The sequence below is a fragment of the Acidovorax sp. GW835-FHT14G06 genome (genome assembly GCF_058793595.1).
The window spans coordinates 486,539-504,094 of the sequence record NZ_JBXAGA010000002.1 but is presented as its reverse complement, the minus strand read 5'-3'; the positions used below and the strand labels follow the sequence as shown (position 1 = coordinate 504,094).

18 protein-coding genes are annotated in these 17,556 nt (G+C 64.2%); 7 read left to right on the top strand and 11 right to left on the bottom strand.

Annotation, left to right across the window (positions count from 1 at the left end; translation table 11 throughout):
* Positions 1-19 precede the first annotated feature (19 nt).
* Both AC1Q64_RS04925 and AC1Q64_RS04920 read right to left on the bottom strand, forming a co-directional pair.
* Entirely contained in the window at positions 20-316 is a 297-nt protein-coding gene (locus AC1Q64_RS04925; protein ID WP_099730513.1) for a hypothetical protein, read from the bottom strand.
* A gap of 82 nt (positions 317-398) precedes the next feature.
* Entirely contained in the window at positions 399-872 is a 474-nt protein-coding gene (locus AC1Q64_RS04920; protein ID WP_291438026.1) for an Lrp/AsnC ligand binding domain-containing protein, read from the bottom strand.
* Positions 873-1,011: 139 nt separating this feature from the next.
* Here AC1Q64_RS04920 and putA point away from each other — a divergent pair, with 139 nt between their 5' ends.
* Positions 1,012-4,764, top strand: a complete 3,753-nt coding sequence (gene putA / locus AC1Q64_RS04915; RefSeq protein WP_291438027.1) for a trifunctional transcriptional regulator/proline dehydrogenase/L-glutamate gamma-semialdehyde dehydrogenase — start codon at positions 1,012-1,014, stop codon at positions 4,762-4,764.
* A 100-nt stretch (positions 4,765-4,864) separates the two neighbouring features.
* Here putA and AC1Q64_RS04910 read toward each other — a convergent pair whose 3' ends face one another.
* Positions 4,865-5,938 carry a DUF6352 family protein gene (locus AC1Q64_RS04910; protein ID WP_492250648.1) on the bottom strand — a complete coding sequence of 358 codons (1,074 nt, stop codon included), beginning with the start codon at positions 5,936-5,938 and terminating at the stop codon, positions 4,865-4,867.
* Positions 5,939-6,383: 445 nt separating this feature from the next.
* Between AC1Q64_RS04910 and AC1Q64_RS04905 the strand changes: the two genes are divergently transcribed.
* Complete coding sequence (locus AC1Q64_RS04905; protein WP_492250647.1) at positions 6,384-7,292, top strand: hypothetical protein; 909 nt, start codon at positions 6,384-6,386, stop codon at positions 7,290-7,292.
* Positions 7,293-7,447: 155 nt separating this feature from the next.
* Here the strand turns inward: AC1Q64_RS04905 and guaA are convergent, their stop codons facing one another.
* The 4 genes from guaA to guaB form a co-directional block, all read right to left on the bottom strand.
* Positions 7,448-9,067: a glutamine-hydrolyzing GMP synthase gene (gene guaA, locus AC1Q64_RS04900; RefSeq protein ID WP_492250646.1), complete on the bottom strand. Its 1,620-nt coding sequence runs from the start codon at positions 9,065-9,067 to the stop codon at positions 7,448-7,450.
* A gap of 12 nt (positions 9,068-9,079) precedes the next feature.
* Positions 9,080-9,514: a type II toxin-antitoxin system VapC family toxin gene (locus AC1Q64_RS04895; RefSeq protein ID WP_291438031.1), complete on the bottom strand. Its 435-nt coding sequence runs from the start codon at positions 9,512-9,514 to the stop codon at positions 9,080-9,082.
* The gene (locus AC1Q64_RS04890) at positions 9,511-9,768 is read right to left on the bottom strand and encodes a type II toxin-antitoxin system Phd/YefM family antitoxin (protein ID WP_492250690.1); all 258 of its coding nucleotides are present in this window, start codon (positions 9,766-9,768) and stop codon (positions 9,511-9,513) included. Before AC1Q64_RS04890 ends, AC1Q64_RS04895 begins: the two co-directional genes overlap by 4 nt.
* 93 nt (positions 9,769-9,861) lie before the next feature.
* Positions 9,862-11,337 carry an IMP dehydrogenase gene (gene guaB, locus AC1Q64_RS04885; RefSeq protein WP_492250645.1) on the bottom strand — a complete coding sequence of 492 codons (1,476 nt, stop codon included), beginning with the start codon at positions 11,335-11,337 and terminating at the stop codon, positions 9,862-9,864.
* Between the two features lie 108 nt (positions 11,338-11,445).
* Between guaB and AC1Q64_RS04880 the strand changes: the two genes are divergently transcribed.
* Complete coding sequence (locus tag AC1Q64_RS04880; RefSeq protein WP_291438032.1) at positions 11,446-11,988, top strand: DUF4124 domain-containing protein; 543 nt, start codon at positions 11,446-11,448, stop codon at positions 11,986-11,988.
* Between the two features lie 42 nt (positions 11,989-12,030).
* On the opposite strand, the gene AC1Q64_RS04875 is transcribed toward AC1Q64_RS04880, so the two are convergent.
* Positions 12,031-12,396 (bottom strand): RnfH family protein, encoded by a 366-nt coding sequence (locus AC1Q64_RS04875; RefSeq protein ID WP_291438033.1) that lies wholly within the window; start codon positions 12,394-12,396, stop codon positions 12,031-12,033.
* Entirely contained in the window at positions 12,389-12,829 is a 441-nt protein-coding gene (locus tag AC1Q64_RS04870) for a type II toxin-antitoxin system RatA family toxin (RefSeq protein WP_146871889.1), read from the bottom strand. The genes AC1Q64_RS04875 and AC1Q64_RS04870 overlap by 8 nt, the downstream gene beginning before the upstream one ends.
* A gap of 130 nt (positions 12,830-12,959) precedes the next feature.
* On the opposite strand from AC1Q64_RS04870, the gene smpB reads away from it, so the two are divergent.
* From smpB to AC1Q64_RS04850, 4 genes are all read left to right on the top strand, one after another.
* Positions 12,960-13,433, top strand: coding sequence for an SsrA-binding protein SmpB (gene smpB, locus AC1Q64_RS04865; protein ID WP_056063871.1), 474 nt, complete (start codon positions 12,960-12,962; stop codon positions 13,431-13,433).
* 145 nt (positions 13,434-13,578) lie between these two features.
* The gene (locus tag AC1Q64_RS04860; protein ID WP_492250644.1) at positions 13,579-13,950 is read left to right on the top strand and encodes a COG4315 family predicted lipoprotein; all 372 of its coding nucleotides are present in this window, start codon (positions 13,579-13,581) and stop codon (positions 13,948-13,950) included.
* Between the two features lie 34 nt (positions 13,951-13,984).
* On the top strand, positions 13,985-14,542 hold the full coding sequence (locus AC1Q64_RS04855) for an RNA polymerase sigma factor (protein ID WP_492250643.1): 558 nt from the start codon (positions 13,985-13,987) through the stop codon (positions 14,540-14,542).
* A gap of 24 nt (positions 14,543-14,566) precedes the next feature.
* Positions 14,567-15,472, top strand: a complete 906-nt coding sequence (locus tag AC1Q64_RS04850; RefSeq protein WP_492250642.1) for an anti-sigma factor family protein — start codon at positions 14,567-14,569, stop codon at positions 15,470-15,472.
* Positions 15,473-15,512: 40 nt separating this feature from the next.
* On the opposite strand, the gene AC1Q64_RS04845 is transcribed toward AC1Q64_RS04850, so the two are convergent.
* Positions 15,513-16,607 (bottom strand): enoyl-CoA hydratase/isomerase family protein, encoded by a 1,095-nt coding sequence (locus tag AC1Q64_RS04845; protein ID WP_492250641.1) that lies wholly within the window; start codon positions 16,605-16,607, stop codon positions 15,513-15,515.
* Positions 16,604-17,479 (bottom strand): DMT family transporter, encoded by an 876-nt coding sequence (locus AC1Q64_RS04840; protein ID WP_492250689.1) that lies wholly within the window; start codon positions 17,477-17,479, stop codon positions 16,604-16,606. The genes AC1Q64_RS04845 and AC1Q64_RS04840 overlap by 4 nt, the downstream gene beginning before the upstream one ends.
* Between the last annotated feature and the right edge of the window lie 77 nt (positions 17,480-17,556).

Below are 17,556 nucleotides of genomic sequence, written 5' to 3'. Positions count from 1 at the left end.
CCCCTGCGAACTGTCCGCTTCAGCCCCGGTCAGCGCGCGCAGGCCGCATGCCCCCGGGCGCTGACACGGCAGTCAGTGGCAGCTTGTTGATGGTGAGTTCGCAGCCAAAGTTGTCGGGCGAAAAAACCAGCGTCGAGCCCGGGGCCACCAGGGGCAGGGTTTCGTGGATCTGCCGTGACATGTCCACCGGCGGCACCGGGGCGCGGTACACGATGTCCTTGTCAGGGCCATAGACGACGTAGCAGGATGCAGCGGCCGTCTGGCTGAACAGGGCAGCCACCAGGGCTGCGGCGGCATAGGGGAAAGCGGTCGTCATGGTGTAGCTCCTCATGCAAGCAGATCTGCCGAGAATTATGCGGGCTTCTGCCAGCACCGCCAATCCGGTGGGTGGTGTGGGGTCAGCGCAGGTACAGGTGGTTGGTGTGCTTGACCTCTTCCATCACCGCATAGGTGCGCGTCTCGCGCACGCCGGGCAGCTGCCACAGCACATTGCCCGCAAACACGCGGTAGGCGTTCATGTCGGCGGATCGCGTCTTGAGCAGGTAATCAAACCCGCCCGCCACCATGTGGCATTCCATGATCTCGGGGTGCACCTGCACGGCGGCCTTGAACTGATCGAACACGTTGGGCGTGGTGCGGTCCAGCAGCACCTCCACAAACACCAGCATGCCCGCGCCCAGCTTGAGTGGGTTGAGCCGCGCCTCATAGCCCAGGATGAAGCCATCGCGCGTGAGGCGCTGCACCCGTGCCAGCACGGCGGTGGGCGACAGGGCCACCGCCTCGGCCAGCTTGAGGTTGGCAATGCGGCCGTCTTCCTGCAGGATTGACAGGATCTTGCGGTCAATCCGGTCCAGATCGGGTTCATTTTGCATATTGATTAGTTATTTATTCGGTGTTAATGCCAATTTTCGAACATTTATTCATCACCAACCCAAGGATCATCGCCAATAACGCGCCCAACCAACACTTTCCCCCGTGTTGGGCACCGCCAAATCCCTGAAAGACACCGCCATGACGCAGCCCTCCGCCCCGTTTGCAGACTTTGCGCCCCGCACGCCGCTGAACAACCCGCTGCGCGCAGCCATCACCGCCGCCACCCGCCGCCCCGAGCCCGAAGCCCTGGCCCCGCTGCTAGCCCAGGCCCGATTGCCCGCTGATCAGGCAGCGTCGGCAGAGCAACTGGCCCTGCGCATTGCCAAGGCACTGCGCGAACGCAAGGCCAGCGCCGGGCGCGCGGGCATCGTGCAAGGGCTGCTGCAAGAGTTTTCGCTGTCGTCGCAAGAAGGCGTGGCGCTGATGTGCCTGGCCGAGGCGCTGCTGCGCATCCCCGACAAGGCCACGCGCGACGCGCTGATCCGCGACAAGATCAGCCACGGCCAGTGGGATGCCCACCTGGGCAAGAGCCCGTCGCTCTTCGTCAATGCCGCCACCTGGGGCCTGCTGATCACCGGCAAGCTGGTGGCCACACACAGCGAAGGCAGCCTGGGCAATTCGCTCAGCCGCCTGATCGGTAAAGGCGGTGAGCCGCTGATCCGCAAAGGCGTGGACATGGCGATGCGCATGATGGGCGAGCAGTTTGTGACCGGCGAAACCATTGACGAGGCCCTGCGCAACGCCCGCACGATGGAGGCCGAGGGCTTTCGCTATTCGTACGACATGCTGGGCGAGGCGGCGCTGACCAGCGAAGACGCCACGCACTACTACGCCTCGTACGAACAAGCCATCCACGCGATTGGTAAGGCCTCTGCCGGGCGCGGCATCTACGAAGGGCCGGGCATCTCCATCAAGCTCTCGGCCCTGCACCCGCGCTACAGCCGCTCACAGTTTGGCCGCGTGATGGACGAGCTGTACCCGCTGGTGTTGCGCCTCACGGCCCTGGCCAAGCAGTACGACATTGGCCTGAACATCGACGCCGAAGAAACCGACCGCCTGGAGCTGTCGCTGGACCTGCTGGAGCGCCTGTGCCACGAGCCCACGCTGGCGGGCTGGAACGGCATTGGCTTCGTCATCCAGGCCTACCAAAAGCGCTGCCCCTTCGTCATCGACTACGTGGTGGACTTGGCCCGCTGCACCCAGCGCCGCCTGATGGTGCGCCTGGTGAAAGGCGCGTACTGGGACAGCGAAATCAAGCGCGCCCAGGTCGATGGCCTCGCGGACTACCCCGTATACACCCGCAAGGTGCACACCGACATTTCGTACATCGCCTGCGCACGCAAGCTGCTGGCCGCGCCCGAGGCCGTGTACCCCCAGTTCGCCACGCACAACGCCGAGACGGTGGCCACCATCTACCAACTGGCAGGCAGCAACTACTACGCTGGGCAGTACGAGTTCCAGTGCCTGCATGGCATGGGCGAGCCGCTGTACGAGCAGGTGGTGGGTGCCATCACTGCGGGCAAGCTGGGCCGCCCGTGCCGCATCTACGCCCCCGTGGGCACGCACGAAACCCTGCTGGCCTACCTGGTGCGCCGTCTGCTGGAGAACGGGGCCAACACCTCGTTCGTGAACCGCATTGCCGACGAAACGATTGCGCTGGACGAGCTGGTGAAGAGCCCCGTGCAAGTGGTGGACCAGCAAGCTGCGGCAGAAGGCACTGCGGGCTTGCCCCACCCCCGCATTGCCACGCCCCAGGGCCTGTATGGCGTGCACCGCACCAACTCGCGCGGGCTGGACCTGTCGAACGAAAACACGCTGACCGAGCTGGCCACCACCCTGCAAGCCACTGCCACCCATGCCTGGACCTCCGCCCCCCTGCTGGGCGCCGATGCCCCCGCAGGCCCCATGCAGCCCGTGCGCAACCCCGCCGACCACCACGACGTGGTGGGCCAGGTGCAAGAAGCCACGACCCCAGACGTCGACCAGGCCCTGGCCCACGCCCAGGCCGCAGCAGCCCCTTGGGCCGCCACCCCGCCCGCCGAGCGCGCCGCCGCCCTGCTGCGCACCGCCGACCTGCTGGAGGCCCGCATGTTGCCTCTGCTGGGCCTGCTGATGCGCGAAGCGGGCAAGAGCGCCAGCAACGCCGTGGCCGAAGTGCGCGAGGCGGTGGACTTTCTGCGCTACTACGCGGCCCAGGTGCAAAGCACCTTCGACAACGCCACCCACCTCCCGCTCGGCCCAGTCGCCTGCATCAGCCCCTGGAACTTCCCGCTCGCCATCTTCATGGGCCAGGTGGCGGCAGCGCTGGCCGCAGGCAACCCCGTGCTGGCCAAGCCCGCCGAACAAACCCCGCTGATCGCCGCCGAGGCCGTGCGCCTGCTGTGGCAGGCTGGCGTGCCCCGCGCCGCCGTGCAACTGCTGCCCGGCCAGGGCGAAACCGTGGGGGCGCGTTTGATCGGCGACGCCCGCGTGATGGGCGTGATGTTCACCGGTTCCACCGAGGTGGCGCGCATCCTGCAACGCACCGTGGCAGGTCGCTTGGACGCCGCAGGCCGCCCCATCCCGCTGATTGCAGAAACCGGGGGGCAGAACGCAATGATCGTGGACTCATCCGCGCTGGTGGAACAGGTGGTGGGCGACGCCGTGTCGTCCGCCTTTGACAGCGCAGGCCAGCGCTGCTCCGCCCTGCGCGTGTTGTGCGTGCAAGAAGAAGCCGCCGACCGCGTGGTGGAGATGCTGCAAGGTGCCATGGGCGAGCTGCGTGTGGGCAACCCCGGAGCGCTGCGTGTGGACGTGGGCCCCGTCATCGATGCCGAAGCACAAGCGGGCATCATCCAGCACATCGAGAAGTTCAAGGCCCAAGGCCACCGCGTGTTCCAGCACCCGAACCACGTTTCTGCCGTCAGCGTCAGCGCACCGGGCACCTTTGTGCCACCCACGCTGATCGAGCTGAACCACATCGGCGAGCTGCAGCGCGAAGTCTTCGGCCCCGTGCTGCACCTCGTGCGCTACGCGCGCAACGACCTGGACCAGTTGCTCGACCAGATCAACGCCACCGGCTACGGCCTCACACAAGGCGTGCACACCCGCATCGACGAAACCATCGCCCGCGTGGTCAACCGCGCCCATGCTGGCAACCTGTATGTGAACCGCAACATGGTCGGCGCCGTGGTGGGCGTGCAGCCCTTTGGCGGCGAAGGTCTGTCCGGCACGGGCCCCAAGGCAGGCGGGCCGCTGTACCTGCTGCGCCTGCTTTCGCAGCGCCCGGCCGATGCGCTGGCCCGCACCTTTGCCGAAGCTGATCGCTTCAGCCCACCCGACACCGAGCGGCGCGAGCGCCTGCTGGCACCGCTGACCACGCTGGAGCAATGGGCGCAGCGACAAGGCAACGCTACGCTGGCCGCCACCTGCCAGCGCTTTGCCCAGCAAACCCAAAGCGGCACCGCCCGCACCCTGCCCGGCCCCACCGGGGAGCGCAACGTCTACACCCTGGCGCCCCGTGCCCGCGTGCTGTGTCTGGCGCAAAGCACGGACGAGCTGCTGGTGCAGACGGCCGCCGTGCTTGCCAGCGGCGGCACCGCCCTGTGGCCCACGGCCCAGGCCCACCTGCGCACGCTGCTGCCCTCGCTGGTGCAAGCGCAAGTCATGCTGCAAGACAACACGCTGAACGACGGCACGCTGGAGCTGGATGCAGTGCTGCACCACGGCAACGCCCCCTCGCTGCAGGCCGTGTGCACCGCACTCGCCCGCCGAACCGGGCCCATCGTGGGCGTGACTGCGCTCCAGCCCGGCGCGACGGACATCCCGCTGGAACGCCTGGTCATCGAACGCGCGTTGAGCGTGAACACGGCGGCGGCAGGGGGAAACGCGAGCCTGATGACCATCGGATGAGCGCACGGCACTTGGTTGTCATCCGTCAGGGAGAAATTTGAGTCAAATTGGCCGCTAGCGCATATTTCTCATGCGCTAGCAGCTATTGATTCAATAGCAATCAAGATGCCGATGCCAGCGGCAGATTGAGCAACAGGTTCTGCGGCTTGATGCGCACCACCCCCTCGGCGTTGGTCGCCAACCCCAGATACACCGGCTTGCCCGCCACATCGGGGCGCATCTCGGCCGGGTTGGCAAAGGTAAGCTTGAACAGGCTCACCAGCCGCGCCATGCGCTCGACCTCTACCGACCGGTCCTGGTACAGGTCATTGAGGATGGCGGTGGACTCCACGTCCAGCCCCACATGCCAGCGCCATGCGCTGTCGGTGACCTGGTGCACGGGCTCAATCAACACCTGCACGCCCAGCAGGTGGGCGACCCAGCGCTCCAGCACCCGCGCCAGCGCCTTCAGGCCGGATCGGGCGCGGGTCATCTTGAAGGTCAGGCCATGGCTCAGGTCCTGCGTCAGCTCATGGGTCAGGTCGAGCAGAAAGTGGTGGCGGTCGCTCTCCTGCCAATATTGCGCCGCATTGTCGGCCGACAGCACCTTGACCTGCGCCGTGGGCTGCAGTGCACCGCTTTGCAACAGCAAGCGTCCCACCTCGCCCAGGCCCGCTGTTTCGTTGAGCATGTCCAGCGTGGCCCGGTCGCCTGCCAGCATTTGCCCGTCTTGCAAGGTGATGCGCTGCGAGCGAAACAGCATCTCGGCGGCGCGGGCTTCGAAGGCGTCGTTGCAGTCGTCCAGCAGGTTGCGCAGCAGCGCCTGCACCACGGCGTCAATGAACACGGCGGGCACGTTCACCACCCCACTGCGCATGAGCTGCAGGTAATACGCCTCCAACGTGCCGGCGGCCAGCAGGTCATCGCGAAAACGCAGGAACACGGTGTAGTTTTCGCGGGCGTCGTCGTCCTGGATCTGGGCCAGCTCCTCCGGGGCCACACGGCGCGCAGGCGATGCCTTCAACGCCTCGTGCAACGCAACCTCAGCCGCGCACGACTCAAGCACCAGCGCCAGTTCCGGGCGGCTCAGCAGGTGCCGAACATACGCATCCGTGGCGCTCAGCCACCCGCGCTCGTTGCGCGCCAGGTGCGTCAGCCCGCTGTTGGGCCAGAAATCAGGAACAATGGTAGGCATGGAGATTTACGAGCCACTTCAAAAGACGAACAGGACAAAGATAGGGAATCACGAATCGGGGAGGCGGCAGAGGGAACAAGCTCGTTTTCAGGCCGCGGCAAAAATCAGTCCGAATAGGGTTCGATCTTATCGAGCAAGGTTCGGCACTAGGGAAATCTACGCTCGAGTCCCCCCGTCGCCTGCATCTGCAGACCCTGGCTGTGCGCTCAGAAAGCCAATGCACAGATAGCCATAGCGGGCGCATTGGCTCACGCCCCGCACTCCACATTCCAAGCCGCAGCGCTCATTGGGATGCATACACGCTTAACCCACGGCTCCATCGGTAGGAAATGCCCGGGATTCCTGCTGCTTTCGCGGTGATTGAACGCTGGGGATTGAAGGATGATCAACCAAGCTCGCTATTTCCACAGCCTGCGCAAGCGACCAACCGACGATGGAGTCCCACATGCTCGATATTTCTCAAGCCGCCAATCTCCTGACCTCCATGGGGGTGTCCAGCGCCCTGGCAACTCGCGCTGCGGAGCGCACAGCTCAAAACCACTCCGACGCGGACCCGCTCACCTTCCTCAAGGAGCTGAGAGCCACTTTGGAGGAGCTGTCTGCAGAAACTCAGTCCGCCGCAGCTGGCACGGCGGCAGGCGCCACCTCCTCTGACAAAACGGCTTACACGTCCACCACGAACCTCTATGCCAAGAGTACGACCCCATCGGCAGCCACGAGCTCCACGACGACAGCCGAAAAAGCAGTAGCCACCGTCCCTTTCAAGAACCTGGAAGAGTTCAAGCAATGGGAAAAAGGGCTGGGCGCCACTTTTGCGGCAGACTACGAACCACCAGACTACATCAGGATGCACGCGATGGTCCTCAGCGGCGGTGACGATACAGTCGTCGGGCGCTACATGTTCTTCAAGAACCACCCAGAGTTCGCTGCTGACTACGAGTCCATTCGAAGCGGCAATCTGTCCAAATATCCAACGGATGGATCGACGTTGGTAAGAAGCGACCTTTCCAAGATGTCCGAGGAGACAGCGGCCTACTACCGGAAGAACCCCAGCGGCCTGTTGGCCGCCGAGGGTTTCAACATGGACCCTACACTGACAAAAATGCGCATGAATGGGGAGATCAATCCGCCCACAGGAACCAACGTGTCTGAATGGCTCACGAGCAACAAATGGACCAAGGAGGGCATCGTGGCCGAGAACAATCGGGTCGCCTATGCCAATGCCGACTACATCGGCCTGGACGGCAAAGGCGCGGGAACCTACAAGCGGAGCCGACTCGATACGGCCACCGGCAACATCATTAACTACGACGGACGGATCTATGACCGGCTGACGGGCGAAGTGAAAGCCTGAGGCACCACTGGCGGTCTGCGCCTGTTGCTAGTCCGAAGGACCGCAACACAGACTGCGCTTGCGGAGGAGCGTGAGACTGCTTCACCAAAGGGCATGACCAGCAAACGAGGCGTACGAGGCAATATAGGGAGCGAGTTACCGCGCCCTATGGCTCATCACTCCCACTCAATCGTCGCTGGCGGCTTGCTGCTCACATCGTACGTCACACGGTTGATGCCGCGCACTTCGTTGATGATGCGGCCTGACACCTTCTTGAGCAGCGCGTAAGGCAACTCTGCCCAGTCGGCGGTCATGAAGTCGCTGGTCTGCACGGCGCGCAGGGCCACAACGTAGTCATACGTGCGGCCGTCACCCATCACGCCCACGCTTTTGACGGGCAGGAACACGGTGAAAGCCTGGCTGGTGAGGTCGTACCAGGTCTTGCCGGTCGCTTCGTCGCGGAAGTTGCGCAGCTCTTCGATGAAGATGGCATCGGCGCGGCGCAGCAGGTCAGCATATTCCTTCTTGACCTCGCCCAGGATACGCACGCCCAGGCCGGGGCCGGGGAAGGGGTGGCGGTAGACCATTTCGGGCGGCAGGCCCAGGGCCACGCCGAGTTCTCGCACTTCGTCCTTGAACAGGTCGCGCAAGGGCTCCAGGAGCTTGAGGCCCAGCTGCTCTGGCAGGCCGCCCACGTTGTGGTGGCTCTTGATGGTGACGGCCTTCTTGCTCTTGGCGCCGCCGGATTCGATGACGTCGGGATAGATCGTGCCCTGGGCAAGGAAGGTGGCCCCCTTGGCACCATTGCCTGCCGCCTTGAGCTTGGCAGCCTCGGCCTTGAACACATCCACGAACAAGCCACCGATGATCTTGCGTTTTTGCTCAGGGTCGCTCACGCCAGCCAGCTTGCCGAGGAACAAGTCGCTCGCGTCCACACGGATGACCTTGGCGTGCAGCTTGCCGACGAACATGTCCATGACCATGTCGCCTTCATTGAGGCGCAGCAGGCCGTGATCCACAAACACGCATGTGAGCTGGTCGCCAATGGCTCGGTGGATCAGTGCTGCTGCCACGGACGAATCCACACCGCCAGAGAGACCCAGGATCACTTCTTCATCACCCACCTGCTGGCGGATCTGCTCCACAGCTTCGGCGATATGGTCACGCATCACCCAGTCAGGGTTGGTGCCGCAAATGCCGAGCACAAAACGGTCCAGCAGCGCCCGGCCCTGCACGGTGTGCGTGACTTCGGGGTGGAACTGCACGGCGTAGAAGCGACGGTCTTCGTCGGCCATGCCGGCGATGGGGCAGCTGTCGGTGCTGGCCATGAGCTTGAAGCCCGGGGGCATCTCGGTGACCTTGTCGCCGTGGCTCATCCACACGTTGAGCATGCCGTGGCCTTCAGGGGTGATGAAGTCGGCGATGTCTTTGAGCAGCGCGGTGTGGCCACGTGCACGCACAGCCGCAAAGCCGAACTCGCGCTTGTGGCCGGTTTCCACCTTGCCACCCAGCTGCTGCGCCATGGTCTGCATGCCGTAGCAGATGCCCAAGACGGGCAAACCCAGATCGAACACCGCTTGCGGCGCGCGGTCGGTGGTGTCTTCGGTCACGCTGGCGTGGCTGCCCGACAGGATGATGCCCTTGAGCGAACCGTCCTTGGCATAGTCGCGCACCCATTCGTCAGTCACATCGCAAGGGTGCACTTCGCAATACACATTGGCCTCGCGCACGCGGCGGGCGATGAGCTGGGTGACTTGCGAGCCGAAATCGAGGATGAGGATTTTCTGGTGTTGCATGGTGGTGGTCCGTCAGAGGCGTGAGAGATCGAGAAGTGGGACACCGCTGCGCCGTGCGGCAGCGGCCTGTTTGGGATCAAAGGTGGCCAGGGGCAAGCGCAGCGAGCGGGCGAGCCACAGATAGGCCGCATCAAAGGTGGGCAGGCCGGTCTCCAGTGCCACGTCGAGTACGGCTTTGTGCTGGGCAGGCGCCAGTTCGTGCAGCTCCACCCGATGGCGGATGGCTTCGAGCACGCCCCACAGGCCTTCGACGGATGTGGCGGGGATGCGCCCGCTGTTCACGCCACTGGCCAGGATGTTGTGGCACTCCCAGTGCCAGAGGTTGGGCGCCTGAGGCTCCACCTCGTCACGGCGGATCAGGGTGTACAGGCGGCGGGTGTGTTCGCTGGTCGCGTCAGGCAGCAGCCAGGCGGCGGTGACCGATGCATCGAGCACGAAGGCGGTCATGCTTTACTCCGCCCAGTGTGGCGCAGGCTTTCCACCGTCGATGACCCTGCGGGTTGAATGCTGGCATGCAGCGCGTCCATCTGGTCCAGCTCGCGCGCAATCTGCTCGTCGGAAATCACTGGGCGGCGGCGCACGGGAAGCATACGCACCACCTCTTTGCCATGGCGGGTAATGCGCACTTCCTCGCCCTGCTCGACCAGTTCGATCAAGGCAGAGAACCTGCTTTTCGCTTCATAGATGCCGACGGACTGCATAAAATAAAAAAGTCTGGCCTGAATGGTGAATTCAGACCAGACTATATCAGTCTGACCAGAGTTTTTCAATCAGGCCAGATCAGCTTACAACGATCAGTCAGCGCGGTAGTTCGGCGCTTCCTTGGTGATCTGCACATCGTGCACGTGGCTTTCGCGGATACCGGCGGTGGTGATCTCGACGAACTCGGCCTTGTTGTTCATCTCTTCGATCGTGGCGCAACCGCAGTAGCCCATGGAGGCACGCACGCCGCCAGCCATCTGGTAGACGATACTGACCATGGAGCCCTTGTAGGGCACGCGGCCTTCGATGCCTTCAGGCACGAGCTTATCAGCGTTGGGGTTGCCGGTGCTCGATTCCTGGAAGTAGCGGTCCGCACTGCCCTGCTGCATGGCACCAATGGAGCCCATGCCACGGTAGCTCTTGTAGCTACGGCCCTGGAACAGGATGACTTCGCCGGGCGCTTCTTCGGTGCCTGCAAACATGCCGCCCATCATCACCGTGCCGGCGCCCGCGGCCAAAGCCTTGGCGATGTCGCCGCTGTAGCGGATACCGCCGTCGGCAATCAGCGGCACGCCCGTGCCCTTGAGGGCCGTGGCCACGTTGTCGATGGCCATGATCTGGGGCACACCTACCCCCGCCACGATGCGGGTGGTGCAGATGGAACCTGGGCCGATACCGACCTTGACCGCATCGGCACCGGCCTCGACGAGCGCCAGCGCTGCCGCGCCGGTGGCGATATTGCCGCCGATCACGTCAATCTGCGGGTAGTTCTGCTTGACCCAGCGCACGCGGTCGATCACGCCCTTGCTGTGACCATGGGCCGTATCCACCACGATGGCATCCACACCGGCTTTGACCAGCGCTTCAACGCGTTCTTCGGTGCCCTCTCCCACACCCACCGCCGCGCCCACGCGCAGGCGGCCTGCGGCATCGCGGGCAGCGTTGGGGAAGCTGGTTTGTTTGGTGATGTCCTTCACCGTGATCAGGCCCTTGAGTTCAAAGGCGTCGTTCACGACCAGGATGCGTTCGAGCTTGTGCTTGTTCAGCAGCGCCTTGGCTTCGGCAGGCGTGGTGCCGGCCTTTTCATTGACCGTGATGAGCTTTTCGCGCGGGGTCATGATCTGGTGGACCTTGACGTCGTAACGCGTTTCAAACCGCAGGTCGCGCCCCGTCACGATGCCGACCACCTTGCCGCCGTCGCACACCGGGAAGCCCGAAATGCCGAGCTGTTCGGACAACTGCAGCACCTGCAGCACCGTGTGCTCGGGGGTGATGACCACCGGGTCGCGCAGCACACCAGACTCGTAGCGCTTGACCTTGGCCACATGAGCAGCCTGCTCTTGCGCCGTGAGGTTCTTGTGCACGATGCCGATGCCGCCCTCCTGGGCAATGGCTATGGCCAGACGAGCCTCTGTCACGGTGTCCATGGCGGCGGACACGAGCGGCAGGTTCAGTTGGATATTGCGGGAGAGTTTCGTCGCGAGGGACGTGTCCTTGGGCAGGACCTGGGAGTACGCTGGCACCAGCAACACATCGTCGAAGGTGAGCGCTTTTCCAAGAAGGCGCATGAGAAAGCTCCAAAAGACGGATTGTACCCGCGCCGCGTGTGGTGAAAACGCGCCCGCCCGTCTTCAACGCACTGGCGGGGGGTGAGTCACATGGATAAACTTGTCCGCATGAAAATGCACAAGCTTCTCCTGCTGGCCGTGGCCTGCACCTGGGCCATGGGCGCGGCGGCGCAATGGCAGTGGACAGACAAAGACGGGCGCAAAGTCTTCAGTGACCGTCCGCCGCCACCCGATATCCCCGAAAAAAGCATCCTGAAACAGCCTGGGGGCAACCGCCCGGCACGCACTGCGGCCCCGGCCGCACCATCAGCCTCCGATGCAGCCCCGGGCCCGGGCGCAACCCCAGCGGTAGCCGCTGCACCCAAGGCCGCAGCCAGCGCCGCAGGTACCGGTAAGGACAAGGAACTGGAAGAGAAGAAAGCCCAGGCTGAGGCCGCAGAGGCTGCCAAGAAAAAGGCCGAGGACGAAAAGATCGCCAAGGCCAAAGCCGAAAACTGCACCCGCGCACGCGCAGCCAAAGCGGCGTTCGATGCAGGTAAGCCCATCACACAAGCCAATGCACAGGGCGAAAAAATCTTCCTGGACGGCCCGGCCCGCGCGGCCGAAGCCAAGCGCATCGACGAGATTGTTGCGGCCGACTGCGTACGCTGAGCTGCATGCTGCTCCGCTAACGCGCGGATCAGCACAGCGGCATCAGTAGCCCGACTTGCCCCCTGGTCGGCGGCGCGCAAAGAGTCCTGTAGTGCGCGCGCCTTGTCGGGCAAAGCGCTCCCGGCGCGCCACCTTGGGGTCTACTTTCAACGGACGGTAGATTTCTACGCGATCCAGGGGCTGCAACACCACATCCAGTTTGGCAGCACGGCCCCAGATACCGACTGGCGGTGCAGCACCCGCCTCCGACGCACACAGCGCAGCCATCCCACAGCTGGCGTGCAGGGCATCCGCCACGGTAGCGCCCACAGGCAGATCCAGCACCCATTCGCGCACCTCGCGCGGAGCCAGACAGACGACGACGGTGATAGCGATGGTCGCCGAGGCACCTCCACCCACCTCAGCCATAGACCTGTTCCGCTCGCTTGACGAAGGCATCGACCATGCTCCCTGCGATGCGGTCAAACACCGGCCCCACCAGCGTGGCCAGCGCGGCACTGTCAAACCCATAGTTCAGCATCAACTCCACCTTGCACGCACGCTGCGTGCCGTCTCCTACGGGATGAAAGTGCCAATCTCCATCCAGCCGCGAAAACGGCCCTTTCACCAGATGCATCTGCACACGCCTGCCCACCTCGTGCGTATTGCGCGTGACAAAGGTCTGGCGAATGCCGCTGAACGCGATGCCCACCTCTGCGGTCATGCCCTCACCGGTCTGCTCCAGCACAGCGGCGCGGTCGCACCAGGGCAGGAACTGCGGGTAGTGCTCCACCCCGGTGACCAGGGCAAACATCTCTTCGGGGCTGTACCAAATAAGGACGGACTTGTGGACGGTTTTCATGCAGGCAGCTGGCGCGGGGCTTTCGAAGGGGAAAGGCGGGCCGGGGAAACTAGAATCACGGGTCTCTGAACGGCCACAATTGTATGTAGGGAGACCTTTTATCTCCCGCAGGGCGCCGCATCTGATCTACATGGCCAAAAAACCCGATCCCACCTCCCGCATTGCCGACAACAAGAAAGCGGCCTACAACTACTTCTTCGAGGAGCGCCACGAGGCGGGCATGGTGCTGCACGGCTGGGAGGTCAAGGCGCTGCGCGAGGGCAAGGTGCAGCTGACCGATGGCTACGTGCTGATCCGCGATGGCGAGCTGTATCTGCTCGGCTGCCTGATCATGCCACTCAAGACAGCGTCCACCCATGTCAACCCCGAATCGGCGCGCACCAAGAAGCTGCTGCTCAAGAAGGACGACATCAAGCGCCTGATTGGCAAGGTCGAGCAAAAGGGTTACACGCTGGTACCCATCAACCTGCACTGGAAGAACGGCTTCGTGAAGTGCGAGATCGCCCTGGCCAAAGGCAAGGCCGAGCACGACAAGCGCGACACCATCAAGGACCGCGAAGGCAAGCGCGAGGTGGAGCGCGCTATGAAGAGTCGCAGCCGCTGATTCCGACGCGCGATGCAGTCTGTGTGTACCCTGCCCGGCGCTTGAGATTTTTTTGCGGCACCGTGGAATAAATCGCTACGCCCATGTGTTTGTCCGGGTGCAAGGCAGCATTCGCCTCCGCCTGCACCACCCTCTGGAGAAACCCATGAAGAAACTGATCTCGATGGCCGCCTTCGTCGCAGCCGCTGCACTGGCTGGCTGCGCCACCATGGACGACTCGCCCGTGAAGACCATGGACGGCGTACTGGTCGGCGCAGGCGGCATGACGCTCTATACGTTTGACCGCGATGCCGCGGGCAGTGGCAAGTCGGTATGCAACGGCCCCTGCGCCACCAACTGGCCACCGCTGATGGCCAGCAAGGCTCCTGGCAGCGACTACAGCGTCATCACCCGCGACGATGGCAAGACCCAGCTGGCCTACAAGGGCAAGCCGCTGTACTACTGGATCAAGGACACCAAGCCCGGAGACAAGACGGGCGAAGGCGTGAACCAGGTGTGGCGCACCGCACGGCCGTAAGAGCACGCACAGCGCAACACAGGCCCCGCACGGCATGAATCGCTCCCAGGTCATCGAACAGCTGCCGGGCCTGCGCCGCTACGCGCGGGTGCTGACGGGCGATGCCTGGGCGGCTGATGACCTCGTGCAGGACACGCTTGAGCGGGCCTGCAGCAAATGGCTGCTGTGGCGCACCGGCAGCGACCTGCGCGCATGGTTGTTCACCCTGATGCACAACCTGTATCTCAATCAACGCCGCGCGTTGCCCGCGCTGCCCCCTCTGGACATCGATGAGGTTCAAGACCAGCTGCCAGGAGCACGCGCACCCTCGGATGACGCGCTGGACCTGGAGCGCTGCCTGCAGCGCCTGCCCGCCGACCAGCGTGCCGTGCTGCTGCTGGTCGCGATGGAGGACATGAGCTACGAAGACACCGCACGCATCCTGAGCATTCCGGTGGGTACCGTCATGTCACGCCTGTCGCGGGCCCGCATGCGCCTGCGCGTGCTGATGGACCGCGAGCCAGCACAAGGCTCCGCGCCGGCCTCATCGACCGCCCAGGCAGGCTCAGCCGCAGCCGCAGGCCCAACGCCAGCACTGCGCCGCCTCAAATAGTCACCCTGACCCCAATCCTCCACCATGGACCCGACACACTCTGCCCACCCACCACGCGCTGACGAGAGCAGCGCTTGGCATGCCCTTGTGGATGGCCAGTTGCCGGCCGCACAGGCACAGGCGCTGCGCGAGCAACTGCGGGACGATGAGGAGGCTCAGGCCACACTGGCCCAATGGCAGGCACAGCGGCAGCGGCTGCAAACCCTCCATCAGGACCTTCTCCAAGCCCCCGTTCCCGATGCCTTGCTGGCCGCAGCATTGCGCGCCACAGACCGCATTGAGCAACAGGCGCAGTGGTGGCGTTGGGGTGGCATGGCTGCATCGGTCCTGCTGGCTTTTGTGCTGGGTTGGACGGGCCGCAGCCAGTGGCCCGCAGGGCTACCCGGCAAAACGCTGGCGACTGGCCAAGGAGCCGCGCTGGTGGTAGCCGAACCCGCACAGCGCTTCGCACAGCAGGCCTCGGTGGCCCATGCGGTGTACCAACCCGAAGTGCGTCACCCCGTTGAGGTCACGGCTGCCCAGCAAGACCACCTGGTGCAATGGCTGTCCAAACGGCTGGACCGACCGCTGAAAGTCCCTGTGCTGGGCGCCCAGGGCTATGAACTGGTGGGAGGCCGGTTGTTGCCCGGTGATACCGGAGTGCGCGCGCAGTTCATGTACCAGAACAGCGCAGGCCAGCGAATCACGCTGTACCTGGGCGCTCTAGCTCCCACCCCGTCCCACCCTGCCAGTGACAACCAGGGCGGCACCAAAGCGCGCACGGAGGCACCGGCGGCAGCACCCGCCACCGCGTTCCAGTTCACACACGAAGGCCCGGTGCCGGGCTTTTACTGGACGGATGCCGGCTTTGGCTACGCCCTGAGCGGACAGTTGTCACGCCCCGAGTTATTGAGCCTGGCCACAGCGGTGTATCAGCAGCTGAACCCCTGACGCGCCGCCGGGGGCCTGGCCCGACCATGTCCGTATGCGGTCAGGACAAATGGGCCAGCGGATGGGCGTGTGCGGGCCAGGGGCTGGCAAAGAACGGTGCCACCATCTCCGGCGTCACATCTTCAATGCGGCCCGGATTCCACTGAGGCGCATGGTCCTTGTCCACGGCCAGGGCACGGATGCCTTCCACGGTCTCACTCTGTCCTGGGCGCAGGAAAAAGCAGTGGCGCACCATATCGCGCTCCATGCGCAGGTCGTCGGCCAGGCCCATCGCACGGGCGCGGCGAATCTGCTCCAGCACCACATGCAGCATCAGTGGCGAACGCTTGCGCAGCGTGGCGGCCGTGGTGCGTGCCCAGTCGCTGTCGGCGGCCTCGAGTGCCCGTACGATCTCGCCGACGGTTGGCAGCGCAAAATATTGGTCAATATCGGCCAGAGCGCTAGTACCGCTTGCCTGAGATGCTACAAATTGAGAAGCAACATAGGCCTTGATGGCCGCGCCATCTGCAAAGCTTTGGGTAGCCAGCGCATCCCACACCGCTGCCTGCCGGTCTGAGGGCAGACAGCCATCGGCCAGCTGGTAGGCAATGGCATCTCCCGCGCCGATGGTGTCACCCGTCAGGGCCAGCCACTCGCCCACGCGGCCCGGGCAGCGGCTCAAGAAGTAACCCCCGCCCACGTCCGGGAACAGGCCAATCGCCGTCTCGGGCATGGCCATCTTGGTGCGCTCGGTCACCACGCGCAGGGCGGCGCCCTGGCTGATGCCCATGCCGCCCCCCATCACGATGCCATCCATGAAGGCGATGTAGGGCTTGGCGTAGTTGTGGATGAGGTGGTTGAGCGCGTATTCCTCGGTGAAGAAATCTTCGATCAGCGGGTTGCCCTGGCTGCCCGCCTGGTGCAGAAAGCGGATGTCGCCACCTGCGCAAAAGGCACCAAACGGGCCTTCCTTGTTGCTGCCACGAATGGCCACGGCCAGCACCCGCGCATCGTTCTGCCATGCCAGCAGGATGCCCATCAGGTCACGCACCATACCCAGCGACAAGGCATTGAGCGCACGCGGGCGGTTCAGGGTAATGAAGCCCACCTGGCCACGCACTTCGCTCAACACTTCAGACACAACCGTCTCCGTCATTTTTGTTCCTTCCAACCCAACAGTTCATTGAAAACCAGCGCACCGATCACCAGTGCGCCCCCAGTCAGCACCGCCCTGCCGGGCTTTTCGCCCGCGCCCAGCCATGCCAGCAAGATGCCAAAGATCACTTCAAGCAGACCTAGCAGCGCCATCTCGGGCGCCTTGAGCACGCGCCCGCAGCGCACAGCCAGCACACAAGGGATGGCCAATTGCACCACGCCCAGCAACCCCAGCAGGCCCAGGTCGTGGGCCGACGCCTGAAAAGGCAGCGCCAGCGGCAGCGTGGCCACCACCGAAATCACTGCGCCGACCAGCACCGCAGGCACGAGGTCCACCGCATGACCATGGCGCTGCGAATGTTGTACCACCGTCCAGTTGATGGCGGCGGCCACCGGCACACACAGCGCCACCAGCGTGCCCGCCAGAGGGAGGCCCGCCATTTGCGAACCATACATCCACGCAATGCCCAGTCCCGCCACGGCAATCGCAGCCCAGGTGCGCGGGGCGATGTGGTGGCCAATGAACACCCTGGCAAACAGCGCGGTGAGCAGTGGCCCCACTGCCATCGTGACCAGCACATTGGCCACCGGCATCAGCACCAAGGCCACCATGAACGCCGTGAACATCACGCTCCAGCACACGCCAGAGATCCACAACGCACGGCCACTGTGGCGCATGGAGGCAAACACCGCCCTGCCCTGCAGCGCGGGCAGGATGACCAGCAGCGACAGCAGCGTGAAAAAGCTGCGCCAGAAGGTCACCTCAAAGCTCGCAGCATGTTCCAGGTGGCGCGTGACTACGCCGGCGATGGACCACATCAGGGTCACCGCCACCATCACCACCACAGCACGGGAATGTGTCAACTTCAACAGAGGCTCCAGGATTCAGACGGCAAAAAGGCCACTGCGTCGCAGTGGCCCCTTTTTGAACGTGCTCTGAGCGTTACTCT

Excerpts from the sequence above, each read along its gene's own strand:
- AC1Q64_RS04925 (WP_099730513.1), bottom strand. The coding sequence starts at position 316 with ATGACGACCGCTTTCCCCTATGCCGCCGCAGCCCTGGTGGCTGCCCTG.
- AC1Q64_RS04920 (WP_291438026.1), bottom strand. The coding sequence starts at position 872 with ATGCAAAATGAACCCGATCTGGACCGGATTGACCGCAAGATCCTGTCA.
- putA (WP_291438027.1), top strand. The coding sequence starts at position 1,012 with ATGACGCAGCCCTCCGCCCCGTTTGCAGACTTTGCGCCCCGCACGCCG.
- AC1Q64_RS04910 (WP_492250648.1), bottom strand. The coding sequence starts at position 5,938 with ATGCCTACCATTGTTCCTGATTTCTGGCCCAACAGCGGGCTGACGCAC.
- AC1Q64_RS04905 (WP_492250647.1), top strand. The coding sequence starts at position 6,384 with ATGCTCGATATTTCTCAAGCCGCCAATCTCCTGACCTCCATGGGGGTG.
- guaA (WP_492250646.1), bottom strand. The coding sequence starts at position 9,067 with ATGCAACACCAGAAAATCCTCATCCTCGATTTCGGCTCGCAAGTCACC.
- AC1Q64_RS04895 (WP_291438031.1), bottom strand. The coding sequence starts at position 9,514 with ATGACCGCCTTCGTGCTCGATGCATCGGTCACCGCCGCCTGGCTGCTG.
- AC1Q64_RS04890 (WP_492250690.1), bottom strand. The coding sequence starts at position 9,768 with ATGCAGTCCGTCGGCATCTATGAAGCGAAAAGCAGGTTCTCTGCCTTG.
- guaB (WP_492250645.1), bottom strand. The coding sequence starts at position 11,337 with ATGCGCCTTCTTGGAAAAGCGCTCACCTTCGACGATGTGTTGCTGGTG.
- AC1Q64_RS04880 (WP_291438032.1), top strand. The coding sequence starts at position 11,446 with ATGAAAATGCACAAGCTTCTCCTGCTGGCCGTGGCCTGCACCTGGGCC.
- AC1Q64_RS04875 (WP_291438033.1), bottom strand. The coding sequence starts at position 12,396 with ATGGCTGAGGTGGGTGGAGGTGCCTCGGCGACCATCGCTATCACCGTC.
- AC1Q64_RS04870 (WP_146871889.1), bottom strand. The coding sequence starts at position 12,829 with ATGAAAACCGTCCACAAGTCCGTCCTTATTTGGTACAGCCCCGAAGAG.
- smpB (WP_056063871.1), top strand. The coding sequence starts at position 12,960 with ATGGCCAAAAAACCCGATCCCACCTCCCGCATTGCCGACAACAAGAAA.
- AC1Q64_RS04860 (WP_492250644.1), top strand. The coding sequence starts at position 13,579 with ATGAAGAAACTGATCTCGATGGCCGCCTTCGTCGCAGCCGCTGCACTG.
- AC1Q64_RS04855 (WP_492250643.1), top strand. The coding sequence starts at position 13,985 with ATGAATCGCTCCCAGGTCATCGAACAGCTGCCGGGCCTGCGCCGCTAC.
- AC1Q64_RS04850 (WP_492250642.1), top strand. The coding sequence starts at position 14,567 with ATGGACCCGACACACTCTGCCCACCCACCACGCGCTGACGAGAGCAGC.
- AC1Q64_RS04845 (WP_492250641.1), bottom strand. The coding sequence starts at position 16,607 with ATGACGGAGACGGTTGTGTCTGAAGTGTTGAGCGAAGTGCGTGGCCAG.